Below are 21015 nucleotides of genomic sequence, written 5' to 3'. Positions count from 1 at the left end.
GGAGCCCGACATGCGATGCATTTCGAGCGCGCCCGGCGCGCTGGCCATCCTCGTTTCCCTCGTTTCCTCCACCGCCCATGCGACCGGCGTTGCCGGCCCGATGCCCGACAAGGTCGAGCTGAACCCCGTCGCGATCGGGATGTTCTTCGCGTTCGTGTTCGCGACGCTCGCGCTCACGCGCTGGGCCGCGCGCCGCACGCGCTCGACGCGCGACTTCTACACGGCCGGCGGCGGCATCACCGGGTTGCAGAACGGGCTCGCGATCGCCGGCGACTACATGTCGGCCGCGTCGTTCCTCGGGCTGTCCGGCATGGTATTCATGTTCGGCTTCGACGGGCTGATCTACTCGATCGGCTTCCTGGTCGGCTGGCCGTTCGTGATGTTCCTGATCGCCGAACCGCTGCGCAACCTCGGCAAGTTCACGTTCGTCGACGTCGTCGCGTACCGCTTCGCGCAGCGGCCGATCCGGCTGCTGACCTCGGCGAACGCGCTGACGATCGTCGTGCTGTACCTGGTCGTGCAGATGGTCGGCGCGGGCAAGCTGATCCAGCTGCTGTTCGGGCTGTCGTACGGCACGGCCGAGCTGATCGTCGGCGTGCTGATGGTCGTCTACGTGTTCTTCGGCGGGATGACCGCGACCACCTGGGTGCAGGTGATCAAGGCCGTGCTGCTGCTGTGCGGCGCGACGCTGCTCGCATTGCTCGCGCTCGGCGAATTCGGCTTCAGCATCGACGCGATGTTCCGTCGCGCGGTGGCCGTGCATCCGGGCGCGCTGTCGATCATGGGGCCCGGCAAGCTGATCCGCGACCCGGCCAACGCGCTGTCGCTCGGCATCGCGCTGATGTTCGGCACGGCCGGCTTCCCGCACATCCTGATGCGCTTCTTCACGGTGCCGAACGCGAGGGAGGCGCGCAAGTCGGTGCTCTACGCGACCGGCTTCATCGGCTACTTCTACCTGCTGACCTTCGTGATCGGCTTCTCCGCGATCGTGCTGCTCGCGCAGCATCCGGAATTCTTCCGGCTCGGCGCGAACGGCACGTTCAACCTGACGCACGACCTGCTCGGCGGCTCGAACATGGTCGCGGTGAAGCTCGCGCAGGCGGTGGGCGGCAACTGGTTCTACGGCTTCATCGCGGCCGTCACGTTCGCGACGATCCTCGCGGTGGTCGCCGGGCTGACGCTCGCCGGCGCGACCACGATCTCGCACGACCTGTATGCGCAGATGTGGGCGCGCGGCAAGCCCGACGAGCGGCGCGAGATGCGCATCTCTCGCGCGGCGACGATCGGGCTGTCGGCCATTGCGATCGCGCTGTCGATCCTGTTCGAGCACGTGAACGTCGCGTTCATGGTCGGGCTCGTCGCGGCGGTGGCCGCGAGCGCCAATTTCCCGGTGCTCGCGATGTCGATCTTCTGGCGCGGGATGACCACGCGCGGCGCGGTGCTCGGCGGCGGCCTCGGCCTCGTGTCGGCGGTCGCGCTCACGGTGCTGTCGAAGTCGGTGTGGGTCGACGTGCTGCACCATGCGCATGCGCCGGTGTTCCTCGACAACCCGGCGCTGGTGTCGGTGCCGCTCGCGTTCGTCGGGATCGTCGTCGGCTCGCTCGCGGACCGCGGCGAGCGCGCGCGGCGCGAGCGCGACGCGTTCGCTCGGCAGGAGTTCTATGCGCAGACGGGCGTGCTCGCGAGCCGCGCCGTCCACCATTGATTCATCCGATGAAACGATGCATCCGTCCGGATCGCCGGACGGATATTTTCCGGAAATCCGGAATCCCGGATTTCCTTGCCTGCCGCATTATGGGAAATACAATGAAAACAACGGCTTGAGGGGTTCCGGAAACCTGGCATCGACCTTGCGATATAAAGCGCACGGCCATCCCCCGGCCGAACTACTACAGCAAGCAAGGAGACAACCGATGACCACTGCCTTCCTCCCCCTCGGGATGTCCTGAGGCATCGCTTGTTGCGGCACGGCAGCCGCGCGGGCGAATGCCTTTCCCCTGAGACATTCGCCTGCGCGCGTGACGCCGTTTCCATCGGCTCATCTACTTCAGCAGGAACCATCGTGAAGAAGAAACCCTTCTACAAAGTGCTCTATGTGCAGGTGATCTTCGCCATCATCGTCGGCGTGATCCTCGGCCACTACTACCCGGCGCTCGCCACCGACATGAAGCCGCTCGGCGACGGCTTCATCAAGCTGATCAAGATGGTGATCGGTCCGATCATCTTCTGTACGGTCGTCACCGGCATCGCCGGCATGGAGGACATGAAGAAGGTGGGCCGCGTCGGCGGCAAGGCGCTGCTGTACTTCGAGATCGTGTCGACCTTCGCGCTGCTGCTCGGCCTCGCGGCCACGCACATCCTGCGTCCGGGCGTCGGCTTCAACATCGATCCGGCGACGCTCGACGGCAAGGCCGTCGCGTCGTACGCGGCGAAGGCGCACGGGCAGTCGACGGTCGACTTCCTGATGCACATCATCCCGAACACGATGGTCGACGCGTTCGCGCAGGGCGAGATCCTGCAGATCCTGCTGATCGCGCTGCTGTTCGGCAGCGTGCTCGCGCACCTCGGCGAGCGCGGCAAGGTCGTGACCGACTTCATCGACGGCCTGACCCGCGTGCTGTTCGGCATCGTGCACATCGTCACGAAGCTGGCCCCGATCGGCGCGTTCGGCGCGATGGCGTTCACGATCGGCAAGTACGGCGTCGGCTCGCTGGTGCCGCTGCTGAAGCTGATCGGCACGTTCTACCTGACGTCGGTCGTGTTCGTGCTGGTCGTGCTCGGCGGGATCGCGCGCGCCACCGGCTTCTCGATCATTCGCTTCGTGTCGTACATCAAGGAAGAGCTGCTGATCGTGCTCGGCACGAGCTCGTCGGAAGCCGCACTGCCGCAGCTGATGGAAAAGCTCGAGAAGGCCGGCTGCTCGCGTTCGGTCGTCGGCCTCGTCGTGCCCACCGGTTATTCGTTCAACCTCGACGGCACCAACATCTACATGACGATGGCCGTGCTGTTCATCGCGCAGGCGACCAACATCGAGCTGACGTGGATGCAGCAGCTCACGCTGCTGGCCGTCGCGATGCTCACGTCGAAGGGCGCGAGCGGCGTGACGGGGGCGGGCTTCATCACGCTCGCCGCGACGCTGGCCGTCGTGCCGACGATCCCGCTGTCGGGCATGGTGCTGATCCTCGGCATCGACCGCTTCATGAGCGAATGCCGTGCGCTGACCAACATCGTCGGCAACGGCGTGGCGACCGTCGTCGTGTCGGCATGGGAGAAGGAGCTCGACCGCAACAAGCTGCGCCAGGCGCTGAAGGGCGGCGGCGAAGTCGCGCCGACCGAGAAGACGGCCGGCGTCTGACCCGATGAACGAGCAGGCGGCGGCACCGCCCGCCGGCCGTGCGGCCCGCGGCGGCCGGGGTATCGATGCGCAGGCCTATGACACAATAGGCGATCCGCATCGCCAGGAAGCCTCGACCGTGACGCGCCGCCTGCTCATCCTCGTCGTGCTCGCCGCCGCGCTCGTCGCGGCATGCGCGCTCACGTGGGCGATCACCTGGCAGCGCGCCGTCGCCGAGCTGCAGCGCAATGCCGCGGTGCGCGTCGATCGCACCACCAACGCGCTCAAGAGCACGCTCGACCGCTATGAATCGCTGCCTTATCTGCTCGGCAGCCATCCGTACGTGCAGGATCTGCTCGCCGAGCCAAAGCGCGGCGACTACACCGCCCGCGTCAACCGCTATCTCGAAGACCTCAACGAACACGCGCACGCGACCGTCACCTACGTGATCGGCGCGGACGGCCTGTGCGTCGCCGCCAGCAACTGGCGCGCGCCCGACAGCTTCGTCGGGATCGAATACCGTTTCCGCCCGTATTTCCTCGACGCGATGAACGGCCGGGTCGGCCGCTTCTTCGGGATCGGCACGATCTCGCGCGATCCCGGCTACTACATCTCGCAGCCCGTGTGGCACGACGGCAAGATCGCGGGCGTCGTCGTCGTGAAGCTCAACCTCGAATGGTTCCAGGGCGCCGATGCGTCCGAGCCGCTCGTCGTCGTGGACGATCACGGTGTCGTGTTCCTGTCGTCGGTGCCCGCGTGGAAGTACCATACGCTGCGCCCGCTCACGGGGCCTGTGGCCGCATCGATCTACGAAACGCGCCAGTACGCGCAGCAACCGGTCACGCCGCTGCCGCTGCGCGTCGAGCAGACGCTCGGCGCCGATGCGGAAATCGTGCGCCTGGGCGCCGGCCGGCGCGCGCCGCGCTTTCTCGCCAGCAAGCGCCGGATCGGCGAGCCCGACTGGCAGCTCGTCACGCTCGCGCCGATCGCGCCGATCGATGCCGATGCGCGCAACGCGACGATCGTCACCGGCTTCGGCTTCGTGTCGGTCGCGCTGCTCGCGTTCTACTGGCGGATGCGCCGCGCCCGCGTGCGCGAGATGATCCGCGGCCGTGCGCTGCTGCAACAGGCGTACGCGGAGCTGAACCGGCGCGTCGAGGAGCGTACGGCCGATTTGTCTGAAGCGAACGAGCAGTTGCAGAAGGAAGTCGGCGACCGGATCCGCGCGGAGCAGGAGCTGCGCGCCGCGCACGACGAACTGATCCAGGCGAGCAAGCTCGCCGCGCTCGGCCAGATGGCGGCCGGCATCACGCATGAACTGAACCAGCCGCTCGCGGCGCTGCGCAGCTTCTCGGACAACACGCGCGTGCTGCTCGATCGCGGCGAACAGGCCGCCGCGCGCGAGAATCTCGAGGCGATCGCCGCGCTCACCGAGCGGATGGGCAAGATCACGAACCAGCTGAAGCTGTTCGTCGGCCGCGCGAAGCCGCGCAACGAGCAGGCGCTCGTCGTGCGCGCGCTGCGCAGCGTGCTGTCGCTGCTCGACGAGCGGCTGCGCGGCGTCGCGCTCACGCTGACGCTGCAGGACGCGACCGTGTCGCCCGCGCAGGACGCGTCGCTCGATCTGGCGCGCGATTATCCGGAACTCGTCGCGCGCTGCGAGGACCTGCGCCTCGAACAGGTGCTGATCAACCTGCTCGGCAACGCGCTCGACGCGGTCGCCGGCGTCGCGGCGCCGGCCATCGAGGTGACGATCGCGGTGTCGGCCGCGACGCTCGCGGTCGAGGTGCGCGACAACGGCTCCGGCATCGCGCCCGATCTGCTGCCGCGCCTGTTCGAGCCGTTCTTCACGACCAAGGAAATGGGGCGCGGGCTCGGGCTGGGCCTTGCGATCTCGTCGTCGATCGCGAGCGACGCGGGCGGCGCGCTGACCGCACGCAACGCCCCGTCGGGCGGCGCGCTGTTCGTCTTGACGCTGCGTCGCGCCCGCACGCATCATCCGGACTCCGTGTCCGAGCCGGCGGGCTCGCATTAGCGCGAGCCCGCCGTAGGCCGCAGACCCGGTCGGCGAACGACCGGCATCAACGAGCGCCGCGCGCGAGCGCTGCGCCTGTCAGGAGCAAGTGACCAAGATGGCCAACCGGCTGCAAGTGATCTATATCGAGGACGATGCGCTCGTGCGCCGGGCGAGCGTGCAGAGCCTTCAACTGGCGGGCTTCGACGTCGCCGGCTTCGAATCGGCCGAGGCGGCCGAGAAGGCGATCGTCGCGGATACCGCCGGCGCGATCGTCAGCGACATCCGGCTGCCCGGCGCGAGCGGGCTCGACGTGCTTGCGCAGTGCCGCGAGCGCGTGCCGGACGTGCCGGTGATCCTCGTCACCGGGCACGGCGACATCTCGATGGCCGTGCAGGCGATGCGCGACGGCGCGTACGACTTCATCGAAAAGCCGTTCGCGGCCGAGCGCCTGATCGAGACGGTGCGCCGCGCGCTCGAGCGCCGCGAGCTCGTGCTCGAGAACCACGCGCTGCGGCGCGAGCTGGCTGGACAGAACGTCGTCGCGCCGCGCATCATCGGCCGCAGCCCCGCGATCGAGCAGGTGCGCAAGCTGATCGCGAACGTCGCGCCGACCGACGCGTCGGTGCTGATCAACGGCGACACGGGCGCCGGCAAGGAGCTGATCGCGCGCAGCCTGCACGAGCTGTCGCCGCGCCACGACAAGCCGTTCATTGCGGTGAATTGCGGCGCGCTGCCCGAGCCGATGTTCGAATCGGAGATGTTCGGCTACGAGCCCGGTGCGTTTACCGGCGCCGCGAAGCGGCGCGTCGGCAAGCTCGAATACGCGTCCGGCGGCACGCTGTTCCTCGACGAAATCGAAAGCATGCCGCTCGCGCTGCAGGTGAAGCTCTTGCGCGTGCTGCAGGACGGCGTGCTCGAGCGGCTCGGCTCGAACCAGCCGATCCGCGTGAACTGCCGCGTGGTCGCAGCCGCGAAGGGCGACATGAGCGAGCTCGTCGCGGCCGGCACGTTCCGGCGCGACCTGCTGTACCGGCTCAACGTCGTGACGATCGCGCTGCCGCCGCTCGCCGAGCGCCGCGAGGACATCGTGCCGCTGTTCGAGCACTTCATGCTCGATGCGGCCGTGCGCTACGGGCGGCCCGCGCCGGTGCTCACCGACCGGCAGCGCGCGAGCCTGATGCAGCGCGACTGGCCGGGCAACGTGCGCGAGCTGCGCAACGCGGCCGACCGCTTCGTGCTCGGCGTGGCCGACATGCCGCCGGAAACGGGCGCCGGCGACGACGCCGACAACGACCAGACGCTGAAGGAGCGCATCGAGCAGTTCGAGCGCGCGGTGATCGCCGAGGCGCTGAACCAGACGGGCGGCGCGGTCGCGGCGACGGCCGACCGGCTGCATGTGGGCAAGGCGACGCTGTACGAGAAGATGAAGCGCTACGGGCTGTCGGCGAAAGGCGAAACCGAGCGCTGAAAAGCAAACGGACCGCAGTGCGGTCCGTTTCGCGGAGCAGGGCGCGGCGTGCGGCCCTGCGAGTCCTGTCGTGCGGCGCTCAGGCCGCGTTGCCGTCGAGCGCCTTCTTGAGCAGCGCGTCGAGTTCCGCGAATTGCGGCGCGCCGACGTAGCGCTTCAGGATCTTGCCGTCCTTGTCGACGACGAAGGTCGTCGGCGTGAGCTGCACGTTGCCGAACTGCTTCGCGACGCTGCCGTCGTCGAGCGCGACCTTGAACGGCAACTGACGCGTCTGCGCGTAGTTCGCGACGTACATCGGCGGATCGTAGTTCATCGCGACCGCGACGAATTCGAGCCCCTGACCCTTGAAGCGATTGTAGGTATCGACCATCTGCGGCATTTCCTGCATGCAGGTCGCGCAGCTCGTCGCCCAGAAGTTCACGAGATAGACCTTGCCTTTCAGGTCGCCGCCGGTCGAGACCTTCTGGCCCGACAGCAGCGTGAAGGTCGCGTCCGGCACGCTGGACTTGCCGTTGAACGCGAAGAAGCCGGCGACGGCGATCGCCGCGACGACGGCGGCCGCGACGAGGTAGCGGACGGGGCCGGTGCTGCGGCGGGCGGGAGGCGTGGTGTTCATCTTGGTGCTCTCGGGGTCGATGACGCGGATCGATGCAAAGGACGTCGAAATTCGGCGCTTATTTTAGCGCGAATGCGGCGTGTGCATCGGCGGCGGCCGCGCATCCCCCGTTTCAGGTTCGGTGGATAATCGCCGTTTTGCCTGCCGCGATCCATGCCATGCCGAAGGACGTCACCGATTCGTTGCGCCCCCTTTTTCGCCCGCTGCGGCACTTCGCCGCGCTCGCCTGCGTGAGCGCCGCGCTGGCCGCGTGCTCGCCGTCGTACGACTGGCGCACGCTGCACAACGACGCCGGCTACACGATCGACCTGCCGGCGAAGCCGACCGTCGAGGAGCAGCCGGTCGCGCTCGGCGGCAAGTCGATGCCGATGCGGATGCAGGCCGCGCACGTCGACGGCGCGGTATTCGCGGTCGGCACGCTGACGTTGCCGGACGATCGCGACGACACACGGCGCGCGGCGCTCGACTTCCTGCGCGCGGGACTGTCGCGCAACCTCGAAGGCACGCCGCAGACGGCGTCGGTGCCGGTGCCGCTCGCCGCCGGCGGCGCGGTGAACGGGCTCGAACTGCGCATCGCGGGCGCGGCCGCCGGCGGCGATCGCGCGCGCAAGACGATCGTCGCGCGGCTTGCCGCGCGCGGCCGGCACGCGTACCAGGCCGTCGTGATCGCCGACGGGCCGCTCGCGCAGGAGCAGCTCGACCAGTTTTTCGGCTCGTTCAAACTCGATTGACGGTGGCCGGCGAGGGCGCTCAGACACGCGGTGACAACTGAAAGTTCATTCGCAGCTTTCGACGCTAATCGCCGGATTTTGCGAGAGTTTTTCGACTATCCACAGCGCATGTGGATAACTTTGTTGAAAAGTCGCGCGTATTTCCCGCAAAGCCGCGCCGGACGGCCTTCCGGCTCGTTTGGTCGCCCGTTCGACGTTTGAGAAAAATCAATTAAAACAACAGGATACGAATTCGGTCCGGCAAAGGCCGCGACGAGCCGCGATCCGGGGCCGGATGAGTGGAATTGTGTATAAGTCAAGTCTTGACAGCCTGATTTTGTCCTCCTCGCGCGCTCACAGTGCCGTCAGCGCACGCCGGTAGCGAATCGCCTCGGCGATCTGCGCGGCCGTCGGCAGCGGGTCGCCGGCCAGGTCGGCGATCGTCCGAGCGACTTTCAGCACGCGGAAATACGCGCGCGCCGACCAGCCGAAGCGCTCGCCGGCCTCGCGCAGCAGCCGCTCGCCCTCGTCGGTCGGCCGGCACAGGTCGTCGGTTTCGCGGCCGCTCAGCATGTGATTCGTCTTGCCCTGCCGCTCGAGTTGCAGCGCCCGCGCCTGTGCGACGCGGGCGGCGACCGCCGCGCTCGGCTCGCCGGGCGCCGTCGCGCGGGTCGCGAGTTCGGCCGGCGACAGCGCGGGCAGGTCGATCTGGATGTCGATGCGGTCGAGCAGCGGCCCCGACAGCTTGCGCAGATAGCGCGCGGCCACGTCCGGCGAGCAGCGGCAGCGCCCGGACGGATCGCCGTGCCAGCCGCACGGGCACGGGTTCATCGCGGCGATCAGCTGGCACGCGGCAGGGAAGTCGGCCTGCTGCGCCGCGCGCGAGATCGTGATGCGGCCGGCTTCGAGCGGCTCACGCAGCATTTCCAGCACGTGCCGGTCGAATTCCGGCAGTTCGTCGAGAAACAGTACGCCGAGGTGCGCGAGCGTGATTTCGCCCGGCTGCGGCGGATTGCGGCCGCCCACCAACGCGGCGGCGCTCGACGAGTGATGCGGCGAACGGAACGGCCGGCGGCGCCACTGCGCGGGCGAGAAGCCGAGCCGGCTCGCGGACAGCAGCGCGGCCGAGGTCAGCGCCTCGTCATCGGTCAGCGGCGGCAGCAGCCCGGCGAGGCGCGCGGCCAGCATCGACTTGCCGGCTCCGGGTGGGCCGACCATCAGCATGTGATGCCCGCCCGCGGCCGCGACTTCCAGCGCACGCCGCGCGCCGCGCTGGCCGACGACGTCCGCGAGGTCGGGCGCGGCGGGCGCCGGCAGGCCGTCGAGACAGGGCGCCGCGACCGGCGTGAGCCGTCCGTCCGGCGCATCGGCGAGGTGCGCGCACAGCGCGGGCAGGTCGCGCGCACCGAATACGGTCACGCCCGGCACGAGCGCGGCCTCGGCGGCGCTGTCGAGCGGCAGGTACAGCTCGGGCGGACGCGATGCCGCGACGGAATCGCGCGGTGCGCCGGCATTCAGGCCCGCGCCGCCGACGACGCCCGCGCCGCATGCGTCCGCCCGCCAGTCCCGCGCGGCGCCGCACGCCATCGCGAACGCGCCGCGCATCGGCCGCAGCGCGCCGGTCAGCGACAGCTCGCCCGCGAATTCGCGGCCGGCCAGCGCGTCGGCCGGGATCTGGCCGTTCGCGGCGAGGATGCCGAGCGCGATCGGCAGGTCGAAGCGGCCGGATTCCTTCGGCAGGTCGGCCGGCGCGAGATTGACGGTGATACGGCGCACCGGGAATTCGAATCCGCAGTTCTGCAGCGCGGCGCGTACGCGCTCGCGGCTTTCGCGGACTTCGAGATCGGGCAGCCCGACGATCGAGAACGACGGCAACCCGTTGGCGAGATGGACTTCGACGGTGACGTCCGGCGCGCGGCCGGAAGCGGGCGCGCGACTGCGCACCACGGCGAGCGACATGGCGAGGCTCCTGCATGACAGGCGGCGACGGCCGTTCGGGGCCGCATGCCGCGGGAATCGGAGAAATCGATGCGCGCTTGCCGGCGTGGCGCGGGGAAAGAACGAGGTGTTGCGAACGACGAACAGCGATGGACTACGAAGAGCGGAGGGTGCAGCGAAGAACGACGGACGAGGAAGCGGGGCGGAACGGCTTCGGGTGGCGGGCGCAGGCCGCACGACGCGGCCCGCGCCCGGACCTTGCGGCCGGGTAGGGCGTCAGGCCTGCGGGGCGGCGAGCTTCTGCTCGAGTTCCGCGACGCGCTTTTCGAGTTCCTCGAGCCGCACGCGGGTGCGGGCGAGCACCTGTGCCTGGGTGTCGAATTCCTCGCGCGTGACGAGGTCGAGCTTCGAGAAGCCTTGCGACAGCATGGCCTTCACGTTGCGCTCGACGTCCTTGGCCGGCGAGTTTTTCAGCAAATCGCTGACGCGCGACTGCAGATCGTTGAAAACGTCGCTGGGTTGCTTCATGTGATTCCCCTTCCTTGCACAAAAAATGTGCATCTTCAGTTGCGTACGTGCCCATGATGCACGCATGACCGGAAATGGTGCGCGCGGGGCGCGAATTCCGGGCATGGCGCCCGCATGGGTGAATGGCCCGGCGATCCGGGACGTGCGTGCACTCTAGCAACGATCCTTTCGCCGCGCCAGCAAACCGGCCGATGTTGGCCATTCGGCCGGGCTTCGGCGCCTTACACCGCGGGATATGACCCCGTTCCGGAGCCCTTCGAGACGGTGTTCGGGCCAACATGGCATGCGAGTTGCTGAGAAGAGTCCGTTACAACATTCCAACTCTATTCGACGGGACAACCCAGCGAGAGGACTTCATGAAACTCATTACCGCAATCATCAAGCCGTTCAAGCTCGATGAGACGCGCGAGGCGCTGTCGGCGCTTGGCGTCTCCGGCATCACGGTGACGGAGGTGAAAGGGTTCGGGCGCCAGAAGGGGCATACCGAGCTGTACCGCGGCGCCGAATACGTGGTCGATTTCCTGCCGAAGATGAAGATCGAGGCGGCCGTGTCCGACGATCTCGTCGACCAGGCGGTGGAAGCGATCGAGCGGGCCGCGCGCACGGGCAAGATCGGCGACGGCAAGATCTTCGTCACGCCGATCGAACAAGTGATCCGGATTCGCACCGGGGAGACAGGCGCGGACGCGCTGTAACAGAACAGACAAGACAAGCGACAAGAGGAAACCCAAGATGCGCAAACTTCTGATGTCCCTGCTGATGGCCGGCTCGCTGATCGCGGCCGGCGTCGGTTCCGCGCTCGCGGACGACGCGGCGTCCGCCGCGGCTGGTTCCACCGCGGCTGCTTCGGCACCCGCCGCCACGGCTTCCGACGCATCGGCTGCCGCAGCCCCGGCCGCTTCGGCGCCGGCCGCCGACGCATCCGCCACCGCCGCTGCCGCACCGGCTTCGGGCGCGACCGACGCATCGGCTGCCGCCGCCGCGTCCGCGCCGGCCGCCCCGGCTGCGCCCACCGCCCCGTTCTCGGTCGATTCGTCGAAGATCAGCGCGGGCGACACCGCGTGGATGCTGACGTCCACCGCGCTCGTGCTGTTCATGACGATCCCCGGCCTCGCGCTGTTCTACGCGGGCATGGTCCGCAAGAAGAACGTGCTGGCAACCGTGATGCAGAGCTTCGCGATCACCGCGGTGATCACGGTGCTGTGGACGGTGGTCGGCTACAGCCTCGCGTTCACGCCGGGCAACGGCTTCATCGGCGGCCTGTCGCGCGTGTTCCTGCACGGCATGAACTACATCAAGGGCGACAAGGCGACCACGCTGACCGTCAGCCACCTCGCGTCGACGATTCCGGAATCGGTCTACTTCGTCTACCAGATGACGTTCGCGATCATCACGCCGGCGCTGATCTGCGGCGCGTTCGCCGACCGGATGAAGTTCTCGGCGATGCTCGTGTTCATGACGCTCTGGTCGCTGATCGTCTATGTGCCGATCGCGCACATGGTGTGGGAGCCGACCGGCTGGCTGTCGGCCGACGGCGTGCTCGACTTCGCGGGCGGCACGGTGGTGCACATCAACGCCGGTATCGCGGGCCTCGTGTCGTGCCTCGTGCTCGGCAAGCGCGTCGGCTACGGCCGCGAATCGATGGCGCCGCACAACCTGGTGCTGACGATGATCGGCGGCTCGATGCTGTGGGTCGGCTGGTTCGGCTTCAACGCGGGTTCCGCGGTCGCGGCCGACGGCCGTGCCGGCTTCGCGATGCTGACGACGCAAGTCGCCACCGCGTGCGCGGCGCTCGGCTGGATGTTCGCCGAGTGGATCGCCAAGGGCAAGCCGTCGGTGCTCGGCATCGTGTCGGGCGCGGTCGCGGGTCTCGTGGCGATCACGCCGGCAGCCGGCTTCGTCGGCGTACCGGGTGCGCTCGTGATCGGCATCGCGGCGGGCGTGATCTGCTTCTGGTCGGCGACGTGGCTCAAGTCGAAGCTCGGCTACGACGATTCGCTCGACGCGTTCGGCGTGCACGGCATCGGCGGGATTCTCGGCGCACTGCTGACCGGCGTATTCGCGGTCAAGGACATCGGCGGCTTCGACGGCAGCCTGCTGCTGCAGGCGAAGGGCGTGCTGATCACGCTGGTCTACAGCGGCGTGCTGAGCTTCGTGCTGCTGAAGCTGATCGACCTGACGATCGGCCTGCGCGTGACGGAAGAGGAAGAGCGCGAAGGTCTCGACGTGATCCTGCACGGCGAGCACGTGGAATAAGTCACACGAATCCATGGCGGGCCGCCGCGCAGACGGCGCCCGCCCCGAATGAGCGCAGCGACTTCGACCCGCCCACCCGGCGGGTTTTTTTTCTCCTGTCACCCACTGCCGTAGCGGATAACCCTTCACGCTATCGGGTCAATAGCCGAAAACTTCCTCGTAACCCTTGCGAAGCCGGGAACAATCCCCAAATGGGCAAGGCAATTGCTCTACAATCTTCATTCTCCCGCTCGCGAGTGATTCATGGTTCCCCACCTCGTTACCGCGTTGAACGGTCCGCTGCTCGAACTCGAGCAGAAGATCCTCGACGCGACGCCTGCGATCGAACGCTGGTTCAGGCTCGAATGGCAGGAACACACCCCGCCGTTCTATTGTTCGGTGGACCTGCGCAATGCCGGCTTCAAGCTGGCGCCCGTCGACGCGAACCTGTTTCCCGGCGCGTTCAACAATCTGCCGTCCGAAGTGCTGCCGCTCGCCGTGCAGGCCGCGATGGCCGCGATCGAGAAGATCTGCCCGGACGCGAAGAATCTGCTCGTGATTCCCGAGCTGCCGACCCGCAACGCGTTCTACCTGGAAAACGTCGCGCGGCTCGCGACGATCATGCGCCAGGCCGGCCTGCACGTGCGCTTCGGTTCGCTCGACCCCGGCATCACCGACATGACGCCGATCACGCTGGCCGACGGCCAGAAGATCGTGCTCGAACCGCTCGAGCGTTCGCAGCGCCGCCTCGGCCTGAAGAATTTCGATCCGTGCTCGATCCTGCTGAACAACGACCTGTCGGCCGGCATCCCGGCCGTGCTGGAAAACCTGCACGAGCAATATCTGCTGCCGCCGCTGCACGCGGGCTGGGCCGTGCGCCGCAAGTCGACGCACTTCGCGTGCTACGACGACGTCGCGAAGAAGTTCGCGAAGATGGTCGGCGTCGATCCGTGGATGGTGAATCCGTATTTCGCGCACGTGGAAGGCGTCGACTGGCAGGCGCATGAAGGCGAGCAGGCGCTCGCGGACGCGATCGACGGCGTGCTGAAGAAGATCGCGCGCAAGTATCGCGAATACGGGATCAGCGAGAAGCCGTACGTCGTCGTGAAGGCCGACGCGGGCACCGCGGGCCGCGGCGTGATGACCGTGCACGACGCGGCCGAGATCGGCCGCATGACGAAGGCCGAGCGCGCGCAGATGGCCGAATCGAAGGCCGGCCTCGCGGTGCGCGACGTGATCGTGCAGGAAGGCGTCTACACGTTCGAGCGCGTCGGCGACGAAGTGGCCGAGCCGGTCGTGTACATGATCGACCGCTACGTGGTCGGCGGCTTCTACCGCACGCACGGCGGCCGCGAGCGCGACCAGAACCTGAACGCGCCCGGCATGCATTACGTGCCGCTCGGCTTCGAGCACACCGCGCTGCCGGATGCAGGCGCCAAGCCGGGCGCCGCGCCGCCGAACCGTTTCTACATGTATGGCGTGGTCGCGCGGCTGTCGCTGATCGCGTCGTCGATCGAACTGGAAAAGACCGACCCCGAAGCCATCCAGGTGTAACGGACCTTCGCTACGTACAGGACCCGCATGGACATTCTTTTTATCGCCGACCCGCTCGAGCGTTTCAAGATCTACAAGGATTCGACCTACGCGATGATGGCGGAGGCCGCCCGGCGCGGGCATGCGGTGTACGCGTGCGAACCGCGCCATCTCGCGTGGACGGGCTCGGCGGTCGAGGCCGACGTGCGGCGCATCACGTTCGTCGGGGAACTGGACGACCTGCATCGCGACACCTGGTTCGAAGCCGGCGCGGTCGACGCGCGCCGTCTCGAATCGTTCGGCGCGGTGTTGATGCGCAAGGATCCGCCGTTCGACATGGAATACGTGACGTCGACGTGGCTGCTCGAGCTGGCCGAGCGCGCCGGCGCACGCGTGTTCAACAAGGCGCAGTCGATCCGCGATCATTCGGAGAAGCTCGCGATCGGCGAGTTTCCGCAGTTCGTCGCGCCGACGCTCGTCACGCGCGACGCGCAGCGTCTGCGCGCGTTCCACGCCGAGCACGGCGACGTGATCCTGAAGCCGCTCGACGGGATGGGCGGGATGGGCGTGTTCCGCGTGAAGCCGGACGGCATGAACCTCGGCTCGATCGTCGAGATGCTGAGCCACGACGGCACGCGCTCGGTGATGGCGCAGAAGTTCATTCCCGAGATCAAGGCCGGCGACAAGCGCATCCTGCTGATCGGCGGCGAGCCGGTGCCGTATTCGCTCGCGCGGATTCCGCAGGGCAGCGAGGTGCGCGGCAATCTGGCCGCGGGCGGGCTCGGCGTCGCGCAGCCGCTCACACCGCGCGATCGCGAGATCGCCGACACGCTGGGGCCGGTGCTCGCGTCGCGCGGGCTGCTGCTGGTCGGGCTCGACGCGATCGGCGACTGGCTGACCGAGGTGAACGTCACGAGCCCGACGTGCTTCCGCGAGATCATGGAACAGACGGGCTTCGACGTCGCCGCGATGTTCATCGACGCGCTGGAGCGTGCGGCCGCGTAGGCCGCCTCCCGCGCAACTCCGGCGGCGGCCGCGCAGGTCCCCCGTCGCCGGAGCAGCTTGACCGGCCTGCTACAATGCCCGCTTGCCCGGTGCCGTGATCGGCGCACCGAAGGCCCGGCGGTCGGGCCGACACTGTTGCAAGGCTGAACATGAAACGTTCCCCATACTCGCTACGCTCATTGCCCCGCCGCGGGGTATCGGCCCGCCAGGGGCGGCCGGGAGCGATTTGACATGGCCGGGATCCTGATCATCGCGCACGCGCCGCTCGCCACCGCGCTGCGGGACTGCATCGCGCACATCTACGGCGGCGTGCCCGCCCGCATCGGCTGCATCGACGTGATGGCCGACAGCGATCCGGCCCAGGTGATGGCGTTCGCGCACGCGGAACTTGCGCGGCTGCGCGAAGAGAACGGCGTGGTCGTGCTGACCGACATGTACGGCGCGACGCCCGCGAACATCGCGGGCCAGCTCGCGAAGCTCGACAACGTGCGCGTGCTGGCCGGCGTGAACCTGCCGATGCTCGTGCGGGCCGTCTGCTACCGCACCGTGCCGCTCGACAAGCTGGTCGACAAGGCGCTGTCCGGCGGCGCGAAGGGCGTCCACGAGGTGTCGTCCGGCACGCCGCCGCCGCCGAGCGAAACCGGCTGCGGCCAATGCGCGCCGATTCCGCCCGAACCGCAGCCGCGCACCGAATCGCCCTGAGCCTCCGTCTCCGTTTTTCGTTTTAGACCGACCCGCCTGCGCGCGCCGCCGGCGGTCCCGACCGATCCGACCGAGAATCATGCTTCAACAAGAAACCACCATCGTCAATAAATTGGGGCTCCATGCGCGCGCATCGGCCAAGCTTACGCAACTGGCCGGCAACTTCCAGTCGGAAGTCTGGATGACACGCAACGGGCGCAAGATCAATGCGAAGAGCATCATGGGCGTGATGATGCTGGCGGCCGGCATCGGCAGCACCGTGACGATCGAGACCGAAGGTCCCGACGAGCGGGAAGCGATGGACGCGCTGCTGAAGCTGATCGCCGACAAGTTCGGCGAAGGCCAGTGATCGCGACGCGCGATCGTTGCCGTTTCCAGTCGGAATGCCGCGGATGTCGCGGCATTTTTTTCGTCGGAAGCATTGATGCGAAATGCGCAATGCTGCGCTGCATGCAGTCAACAGGGAGTCGCGGAATTTATAATCGCTAACCGGGGTCATAAGCGCATCGCAGCAGTGTGCCGCGGCTTTACTTGTACAGAGGAGGTGCGCGTGTCCTTCACGCTGCATGGCATTCCCGTCTCACGAGGTATCGCGATCGGGCGAGCGTACCTGATCGCGCCGGCGGCGCTCGACGTCGCCCATTACCTGATCGAGGTCAACCAGACCGACGCCGAGGTCGAGCGGTTCCGCACGGCGCTCGACGTCGTGCGTCGCGAGCTCGAAGCGCTGCGCGCCGACCTGACCGACGACACGCCGAGCGAAGTCGGCGCATTCATCGACGTCCACACGATGATCCTGAGCGACGAGATGCTCGTGCAGGAAACCATCGACCTGATCCGCACGCGCCGCTACAACGTCGAATGGGCGCTGACCGAGCAGCTCGAACTGCTCACGCGCCATTTCGACGACATCGAGGACGAATACCTGCGCGAGCGCAAGGCCGACATCGAGCAGGTGGTCGAGCGCGTGCTGAAGGCGCTCGCCGGCGCGCCGTCCGCGTCGCAGGCGCTCGATCGCGCGGCCCGCAACGGCACGAACGAGATGATCGTCGTCGCGCACGACATCGCGCCGGCCGACATGATGCAGTTCAAGACGCAGTCGTTCCAGGCGTTCGTCACCGATCTCGGCGGCCGCACGTCGCACACGGCGATCGTCGCGCGCAGCCTCGGCATTCCGGCCGCGGTCGGCGTCCAGCATGCGAGTTCGCTGATCCGCCAGGACGACCTGATCATCGTCGATGGCGACCAGGGCATCGTGATCGTCGATCCGGCGCCGATCGTCCTCGAGGAATACTCGTATCGCCAGTCCGAGAAGCTGCTCGAGCAACGCAAGCTGCAGCGCCTGAAGTTTTCGCCGACGCAAACCTTGTGCGGCACGAAGATCGACCTGTACGCGAACATCGAGTTGCCCGACGACGCGAAGGCGGCCGTCGAGGCCGGCGCGGTCGGCGTTGGTCTGTTTCGCTCCGAGTTCCTGTTCATGCATCAGAAGGCGATGCCGGAAGAGGAGGAGCAGTTCGCCGCATACAAGCGCGCCGTCGAGTGGATGAAGGGCATGCCGGTGACGATCCGCACGATCGACGTCGGCGCCGACAAACCGCTCGAGGCGCTCGACGAAGGCTACGAAACGGCGCCGAACCCGGCGCTCGGGCTGCGCGCGATCCGCTGGAGCCTGTCCGAGCCGCAGATGTTCCTCACGCAGTTGCGCGCGATCCTGCGCGCGTCCGCGTTCGGCCAGGTGAAGATCCTGATCCCGATGCTCGCGCATGCGCAGGAGATCGACCAGACGCTCGACCTGATCCGCGAGGCGAAACGCCAGCTCGACGACGCGGGGCTCGCATACGATCCGAACGTGCGCCTCGGCGCGATGATCGAGATTCCCGCCGCGGCGATCGCGCTGCCGCTGTTCCTGAAGCGCTTCGATTTCCTGTCGATCGGCACGAACGACCTGATCCAGTACACGCTCGCGATCGATCGCGCCGACAACGCGGTCGCGCACCTGTACGACCCGCTGCATCCGGCCGTGCTGCACCTGATCGCGTACACGTTGCGCGAGGCGAAGCGCGCGGGCGTGTCGGTGTCGGTGTGCGGGGAGATGGCGGGCGACCCGGCGCTCACGCGCCTGTTGCTCGGGATGGGGCTCACCGAGTTCTCGATGCACCCGAGCCAGTTGCTCGTCGTGAAGCAGGAGATCCTGCGCGCGCACCTGAAGGCGCTCGAGAAGCCGACGGCCGACGTGCTGGCCGCGTTCGAGCCGGAAGAAGTGCAGGCGGCGCTGCAGCGGCTGTCGGTCGCCGAGCCGCGCGCGGATGCGGCCGCGTAGGCGTTTTCGCCGCCGCTAACGGTAGAGAAGTGTCACGCATGCGCGCTCTGGCGCATGCCCGTCGCGCGTCAGTGCCGGCCCCCGCACACGGGGCAGTCGGCTTGGCGCGCGATCTTCATCGTCGTCCATTCCATTCGCAGCGAATCGAGCATCATCAGCCGCCCGCTGAGCGTCTTGCCGATGCCGCCGATCACGCGCAGCGCCTCGGCCGCCTGCATCGCGCCGATGATCCCGACGGTCGGCGCGAACACGCCCATCGTCGCGCACGCGACTTCCTCGAACGGCTGGTCTTCCGGGAACACGCACGCATAGCAGGGCGCGGCTGCGTCGCGGAAATCGAACGTGCTGATCTGGCCGTCGAAGCGCAGCGCGGCGCCCGACACGAGCGGCACGCCGTGCGCGACGCATGCGCGGTTGATCGCATGCCGCGTCGCGAAGTTGTCGGTGCAGTCGAGCACGACGCTCGCGTGCGGCACGTGCGCATCGAGCCACGCGTCGTCGACGCGCGCCGCGACCGCGTTCACCGTCACCTCGGGATTCAGCTGCGCGAGCGCGTCGCGCCCCGATTCGACCTTGCTGCGGCCGACCGACGCCGTCCCGTGCAGGATCTGCCGCTGCAGGTTCGTGAGGTCGACCGTATCGGCGTCGACGAGCGTGAGTGTGCCGACCCCCGACGCCGCGAGATACATCGCGGCCGGCGAGCCGAGGCCGCCCGCGCCGACGACGATCGCATGCGCATCGAGAAAGCGCTGCTGCGCGTCGATGCCGATTTCGTCGACGAGGATGTGGCGGGAATAGCGAAGGAGTTGATCGTCGTTCATGGGGAATCGTGAGCGAGGCGGGCGGACGTTCGTTATTTTAGGCGCGCATGAAAAACGGGCCATCGCGGTCTTCCCGCGATGGCCCGTTGGATGCCGCCCGGCGCTTACTGCGGCGCCGACGCGGGCTTCGGTGCGGAAGCCGGCTTCGCGGCGCTCGCGCCCGATGCCTTCGCCGCCGTGGCGGCCTTGGCGGCCGGGCCCTTCGTCGTGCTCTCGGCGAGCAGCGACTTCGACGCCTGGACCGGCTTGCCTTCGAGCTTGTTGAGCGCCTGCTGCATCATGAAGTCGTCGGCGCTGCCGAACTCGATCGGCTTGCGATCGCGATCCTTCTGGCGTTGCTCCGGCGTCTTCTTGTCGTTCTGCTCCTCGAGAATGCGCAGCTGATCCAGCCGGCGCTGCTCGCGCTCTTCCTGTTCCTTCTTCTCGTTCGGGTCCTGCGTGTTCGCGAGGTGGTTCGTGTAGTCGACCTCGCGCGTCACGAGCACGTCGTCCGGATCGCCGTCCGCGTACTGATCGACCGGCACGTCCGGCGTGATGCCCTTGTTCTGGATCGAACGGCCGCTCGGCGTGTAGTAGTACGCGGTGGTCAGGCGCAGCGCGGTGTCGGCCGTCATCGGGCGGACCGTCTGCACCGAACCCTTGCCGAACGTCGTCTTGCCCATGATCTGCGCGCGCTTCGAATCCTGCAGCGCACCGGCGACGATTTCCGACGCGGACGCCGAATACGCGTTCGTCAGCACGATCATCGGCACGGTCTTGAAGACCGGCGGCAGGTTCTTCAGCGGATCGCCGTCGAAGGACGGCAGGCGATAGTTGTCGTACGTATCGCGGTAGACCTGCTTCGAATCGGGGATCTGGCCGTTGGTCGACACGACGACCGAGTCGGGCGGCAGGAACGCGCCGGCCACGCCGACCGCGCTCTGCAGCAGGCCGCCGCCGTTGTTGCGCAGGTCGAGGATCAGGCCCTTCAGGTTCGGCTGCTGGCGCGCGATGTCCTGCAGCTTCTGCGCGAGATCGGGCGTCGTGCGCTCCTGGAAGCTCGTGATGCGGACGTACGCGTAGCCCGGATCGAGCATCTTCATCTTCACGCTCTGGACCTTGATGATCGCGCGCGTGACGGTGACCGGGAACGTGCGGTCGTCGCTCTTGCGGAAGATCGTCAGCGTGACCTTGGTGCCCGGCTCGCCGCGCATCTGCTTGACGGCCTTGTCGAGCGTCATGCCGCGCACCGGCTTGTCGTTGATGCGCGTGATCAGGTCGCCCGGACGGATGCCGGCGCGGAACGCGGGCGTATCCTCGATCGGCGAGATCACCTTGACGAGGCCGTCTTCCTGCGAGATCTCGATGCCGAGGCCCGCGAAGCGGCCCTTCGTCTGCTCCTGCAGTTCGTCATAGTCGGTCTTGTCGAGGAACGACGAGTGCGGGTCGAGGCTCGACACCATGCCCTTGATCGCGGCCGTCAGCAGCTTCTTGTCGTCGACCGGTTCGACGTACTCGCGCTTGATCTGCCCGAATACTTCCGCGAACAGGCGGAGCTGGTCGAGGGGAAGCGGCGCCGTGGCGGTCTGCTCGGCCGATGCGGAAACCTGCAGCGTGGCGAACACGCCCGTGGCGAGGCCCGCGGCAATCAGGCCGATGTTCTTCAAATTCATTCGCATAGAGAGTCTGGTGCGGTCGGGAAGCGCGTGGCGGTAGCGGGGATGTAGCGGACAAGTATAACTGTTCGTCCGATTACTCAGTGGAACGGCGCGAAAAGCGTCGAAAAGGCCGCTGAGGGCCCGGCCG

Annotated in this window: 17 protein-coding genes; 12 read left to right on the top strand and 5 right to left on the bottom strand. The window is 67.7% G+C overall.

Annotated elements, in window-relative coordinates; genetic code table 11:
• Nucleotides 1-10: 10 nt before the first annotated feature.
• The 4 genes from J8I33_RS23750 to J8I33_RS23735 all read left to right on the top strand — a co-directional run bounded on the left by J8I33_RS23750 (nt 11) and on the right by J8I33_RS23735 (nt 6819).
• Entirely contained in the window at nt 11-1705 is a 1695-nt protein-coding gene (locus J8I33_RS23750) for a cation acetate symporter (protein ID WP_209939158.1), read from the top strand.
• A 357-nt stretch (nt 1706-2062) separates the two neighbouring features.
• Nucleotides 2063-3355 (top strand): dicarboxylate/amino acid:cation symporter, encoded by a 1293-nt coding sequence (locus J8I33_RS23745; protein ID WP_050014741.1) that lies wholly within the window; start codon nt 2063-2065, stop codon nt 3353-3355.
• A 4-nt stretch (nt 3356-3359) separates the two neighbouring features.
• Nucleotides 3360-5369 carry an ATP-binding protein gene (locus J8I33_RS23740; RefSeq protein WP_209939157.1) on the top strand — a complete coding sequence of 670 codons (2010 nt, stop codon included), beginning with the start codon at nt 3360-3362 and terminating at the stop codon, nt 5367-5369.
• A 97-nt stretch (nt 5370-5466) separates the two neighbouring features.
• Entirely contained in the window at nt 5467-6819 is a 1353-nt protein-coding gene (locus tag J8I33_RS23735; RefSeq protein ID WP_176016590.1) for a sigma-54 dependent transcriptional regulator, read from the top strand.
• Nucleotides 6820-6898: 79 nt separating this feature from the next.
• Here J8I33_RS23735 and J8I33_RS23730 read toward each other — a convergent pair whose 3' ends face one another.
• Nucleotides 6899-7435, bottom strand: a complete 537-nt coding sequence (locus tag J8I33_RS23730) for a TlpA disulfide reductase family protein (RefSeq protein WP_050014745.1) — start codon at nt 7433-7435, stop codon at nt 6899-6901.
• A 158-nt stretch (nt 7436-7593) separates the two neighbouring features.
• Between J8I33_RS23730 and J8I33_RS23725 the strand changes: the two genes are divergently transcribed.
• Nucleotides 7594-8166, top strand: a complete 573-nt coding sequence (locus tag J8I33_RS23725) for a hypothetical protein (RefSeq protein WP_124556159.1) — start codon at nt 7594-7596, stop codon at nt 8164-8166.
• 333 nt (nt 8167-8499) lie between these two features.
• Here the strand turns inward: J8I33_RS23725 and J8I33_RS23720 are convergent, their stop codons facing one another.
• Nucleotides 8500-10104, bottom strand: coding sequence for a YifB family Mg chelatase-like AAA ATPase (locus tag J8I33_RS23720; protein WP_050014747.1), 1605 nt, complete (start codon nt 10102-10104; stop codon nt 8500-8502).
• Nucleotides 10105-10359: 255 nt separating this feature from the next.
• Nucleotides 10360-10611, bottom strand: a complete 252-nt coding sequence (locus J8I33_RS23715; protein ID WP_006489451.1) for an accessory factor UbiK family protein — start codon at nt 10609-10611, stop codon at nt 10360-10362.
• 356 nt (nt 10612-10967) lie between these two features.
• On the opposite strand from J8I33_RS23715, the gene J8I33_RS23710 reads away from it, so the two are divergent.
• From J8I33_RS23710 to ptsP, 7 genes are all read left to right on the top strand, one after another.
• Nucleotides 10968-11306, top strand: a complete 339-nt coding sequence (locus J8I33_RS23710) for a P-II family nitrogen regulator (protein WP_006398175.1) — start codon at nt 10968-10970, stop codon at nt 11304-11306.
• 37 nt (nt 11307-11343) lie between these two features.
• Nucleotides 11344-12867 carry an ammonium transporter gene (locus J8I33_RS23705; RefSeq protein WP_050014755.1) on the top strand — a complete coding sequence of 508 codons (1524 nt, stop codon included), beginning with the start codon at nt 11344-11346 and terminating at the stop codon, nt 12865-12867.
• Nucleotides 12868-13110: 243 nt separating this feature from the next.
• A complete protein-coding gene (gshA, locus tag J8I33_RS23700) occupies nt 13111-14400 on the top strand; it encodes a glutamate--cysteine ligase (protein WP_050014757.1) in 1290 nt (429 codons plus the stop codon).
• Between the two features lie 27 nt (nt 14401-14427).
• Nucleotides 14428-15384: a glutathione synthase gene (gene gshB / locus J8I33_RS23695; protein WP_124593426.1), complete on the top strand. Its 957-nt coding sequence runs from the start codon at nt 14428-14430 to the stop codon at nt 15382-15384.
• A 231-nt stretch (nt 15385-15615) separates the two neighbouring features.
• Nucleotides 15616-16086, top strand: coding sequence for a PTS fructose transporter subunit IIA (locus J8I33_RS23690; RefSeq protein WP_050014761.1), 471 nt, complete (start codon nt 15616-15618; stop codon nt 16084-16086).
• 79 nt (nt 16087-16165) lie between these two features.
• Nucleotides 16166-16435 carry an HPr family phosphocarrier protein gene (locus tag J8I33_RS23685; protein ID WP_006477716.1) on the top strand — a complete coding sequence of 90 codons (270 nt, stop codon included), beginning with the start codon at nt 16166-16168 and terminating at the stop codon, nt 16433-16435.
• Between the two features lie 201 nt (nt 16436-16636).
• A complete protein-coding gene (gene ptsP / locus J8I33_RS23680) occupies nt 16637-18409 on the top strand; it encodes a phosphoenolpyruvate--protein phosphotransferase (RefSeq protein WP_050014919.1) in 1773 nt (590 codons plus the stop codon).
• Between the two features lie 68 nt (nt 18410-18477).
• On the opposite strand, the gene moeB is transcribed toward ptsP, so the two are convergent.
• Both moeB and J8I33_RS23670 read right to left on the bottom strand, forming a co-directional pair.
• The gene (gene moeB, locus J8I33_RS23675; protein ID WP_050014775.1) at nt 18478-19230 is read right to left on the bottom strand and encodes a molybdopterin-synthase adenylyltransferase MoeB; all 753 of its coding nucleotides are present in this window, start codon (nt 19228-19230) and stop codon (nt 18478-18480) included.
• Between the two features lie 104 nt (nt 19231-19334).
• Complete coding sequence (locus J8I33_RS23670) at nt 19335-20888, bottom strand: S41 family peptidase (RefSeq protein ID WP_050014777.1); 1554 nt, start codon at nt 20886-20888, stop codon at nt 19335-19337.
• Between the last annotated feature and the right edge of the window lie 127 nt (nt 20889-21015).

The sequence above is a fragment of the Burkholderia sp. AcTa6-5 genome, assembly GCF_017815075.1.
GTDB classification, from domain to species: domain Bacteria; phylum Pseudomonadota; class Gammaproteobacteria; order Burkholderiales; family Burkholderiaceae; genus Burkholderia; species Burkholderia sola.
This window is presented reverse-complemented; position numbering and strand designations above follow the sequence as displayed.

Coding starts and splice junctions, on each gene's coding strand:
- J8I33_RS23750 (WP_209939158.1), top strand. CDS start 11: ATGCGATGCATTTCGAGCGCGCCCGGCGCGCTGGCCATCCTCGTTTCC.
- J8I33_RS23740 (WP_209939157.1), top strand. CDS start 3,360: ATGAACGAGCAGGCGGCGGCACCGCCCGCCGGCCGTGCGGCCCGCGGC.
- J8I33_RS23735 (WP_176016590.1), top strand. CDS start 5,467: ATGGCCAACCGGCTGCAAGTGATCTATATCGAGGACGATGCGCTCGTG.
- J8I33_RS23730 (WP_050014745.1), bottom strand. CDS start 7,435: ATGAACACCACGCCTCCCGCCCGCCGCAGCACCGGCCCCGTCCGCTAC.
- J8I33_RS23725 (WP_124556159.1), top strand. CDS start 7,594: ATGCCGAAGGACGTCACCGATTCGTTGCGCCCCCTTTTTCGCCCGCTG.
- J8I33_RS23720 (WP_050014747.1), bottom strand. CDS start 10,104: ATGTCGCTCGCCGTGGTGCGCAGTCGCGCGCCCGCTTCCGGCCGCGCG.
- J8I33_RS23715 (WP_006489451.1), bottom strand. CDS start 10,611: ATGAAGCAACCCAGCGACGTTTTCAACGATCTGCAGTCGCGCGTCAGC.
- J8I33_RS23710 (WP_006398175.1), top strand. CDS start 10,968: ATGAAACTCATTACCGCAATCATCAAGCCGTTCAAGCTCGATGAGACG.
- J8I33_RS23705 (WP_050014755.1), top strand. CDS start 11,344: ATGCGCAAACTTCTGATGTCCCTGCTGATGGCCGGCTCGCTGATCGCG.
- gshA (WP_050014757.1), top strand. CDS start 13,111: ATGGTTCCCCACCTCGTTACCGCGTTGAACGGTCCGCTGCTCGAACTC.
- gshB (WP_124593426.1), top strand. CDS start 14,428: ATGGACATTCTTTTTATCGCCGACCCGCTCGAGCGTTTCAAGATCTAC.
- J8I33_RS23690 (WP_050014761.1), top strand. CDS start 15,616: ATGGCCGGGATCCTGATCATCGCGCACGCGCCGCTCGCCACCGCGCTG.
- J8I33_RS23685 (WP_006477716.1), top strand. CDS start 16,166: ATGCTTCAACAAGAAACCACCATCGTCAATAAATTGGGGCTCCATGCG.
- moeB (WP_050014775.1), bottom strand. CDS start 19,230: ATGAACGACGATCAACTCCTTCGCTATTCCCGCCACATCCTCGTCGAC.
- J8I33_RS23670 (WP_050014777.1), bottom strand. CDS start 20,888: ATGCGAATGAATTTGAAGAACATCGGCCTGATTGCCGCGGGCCTCGCC.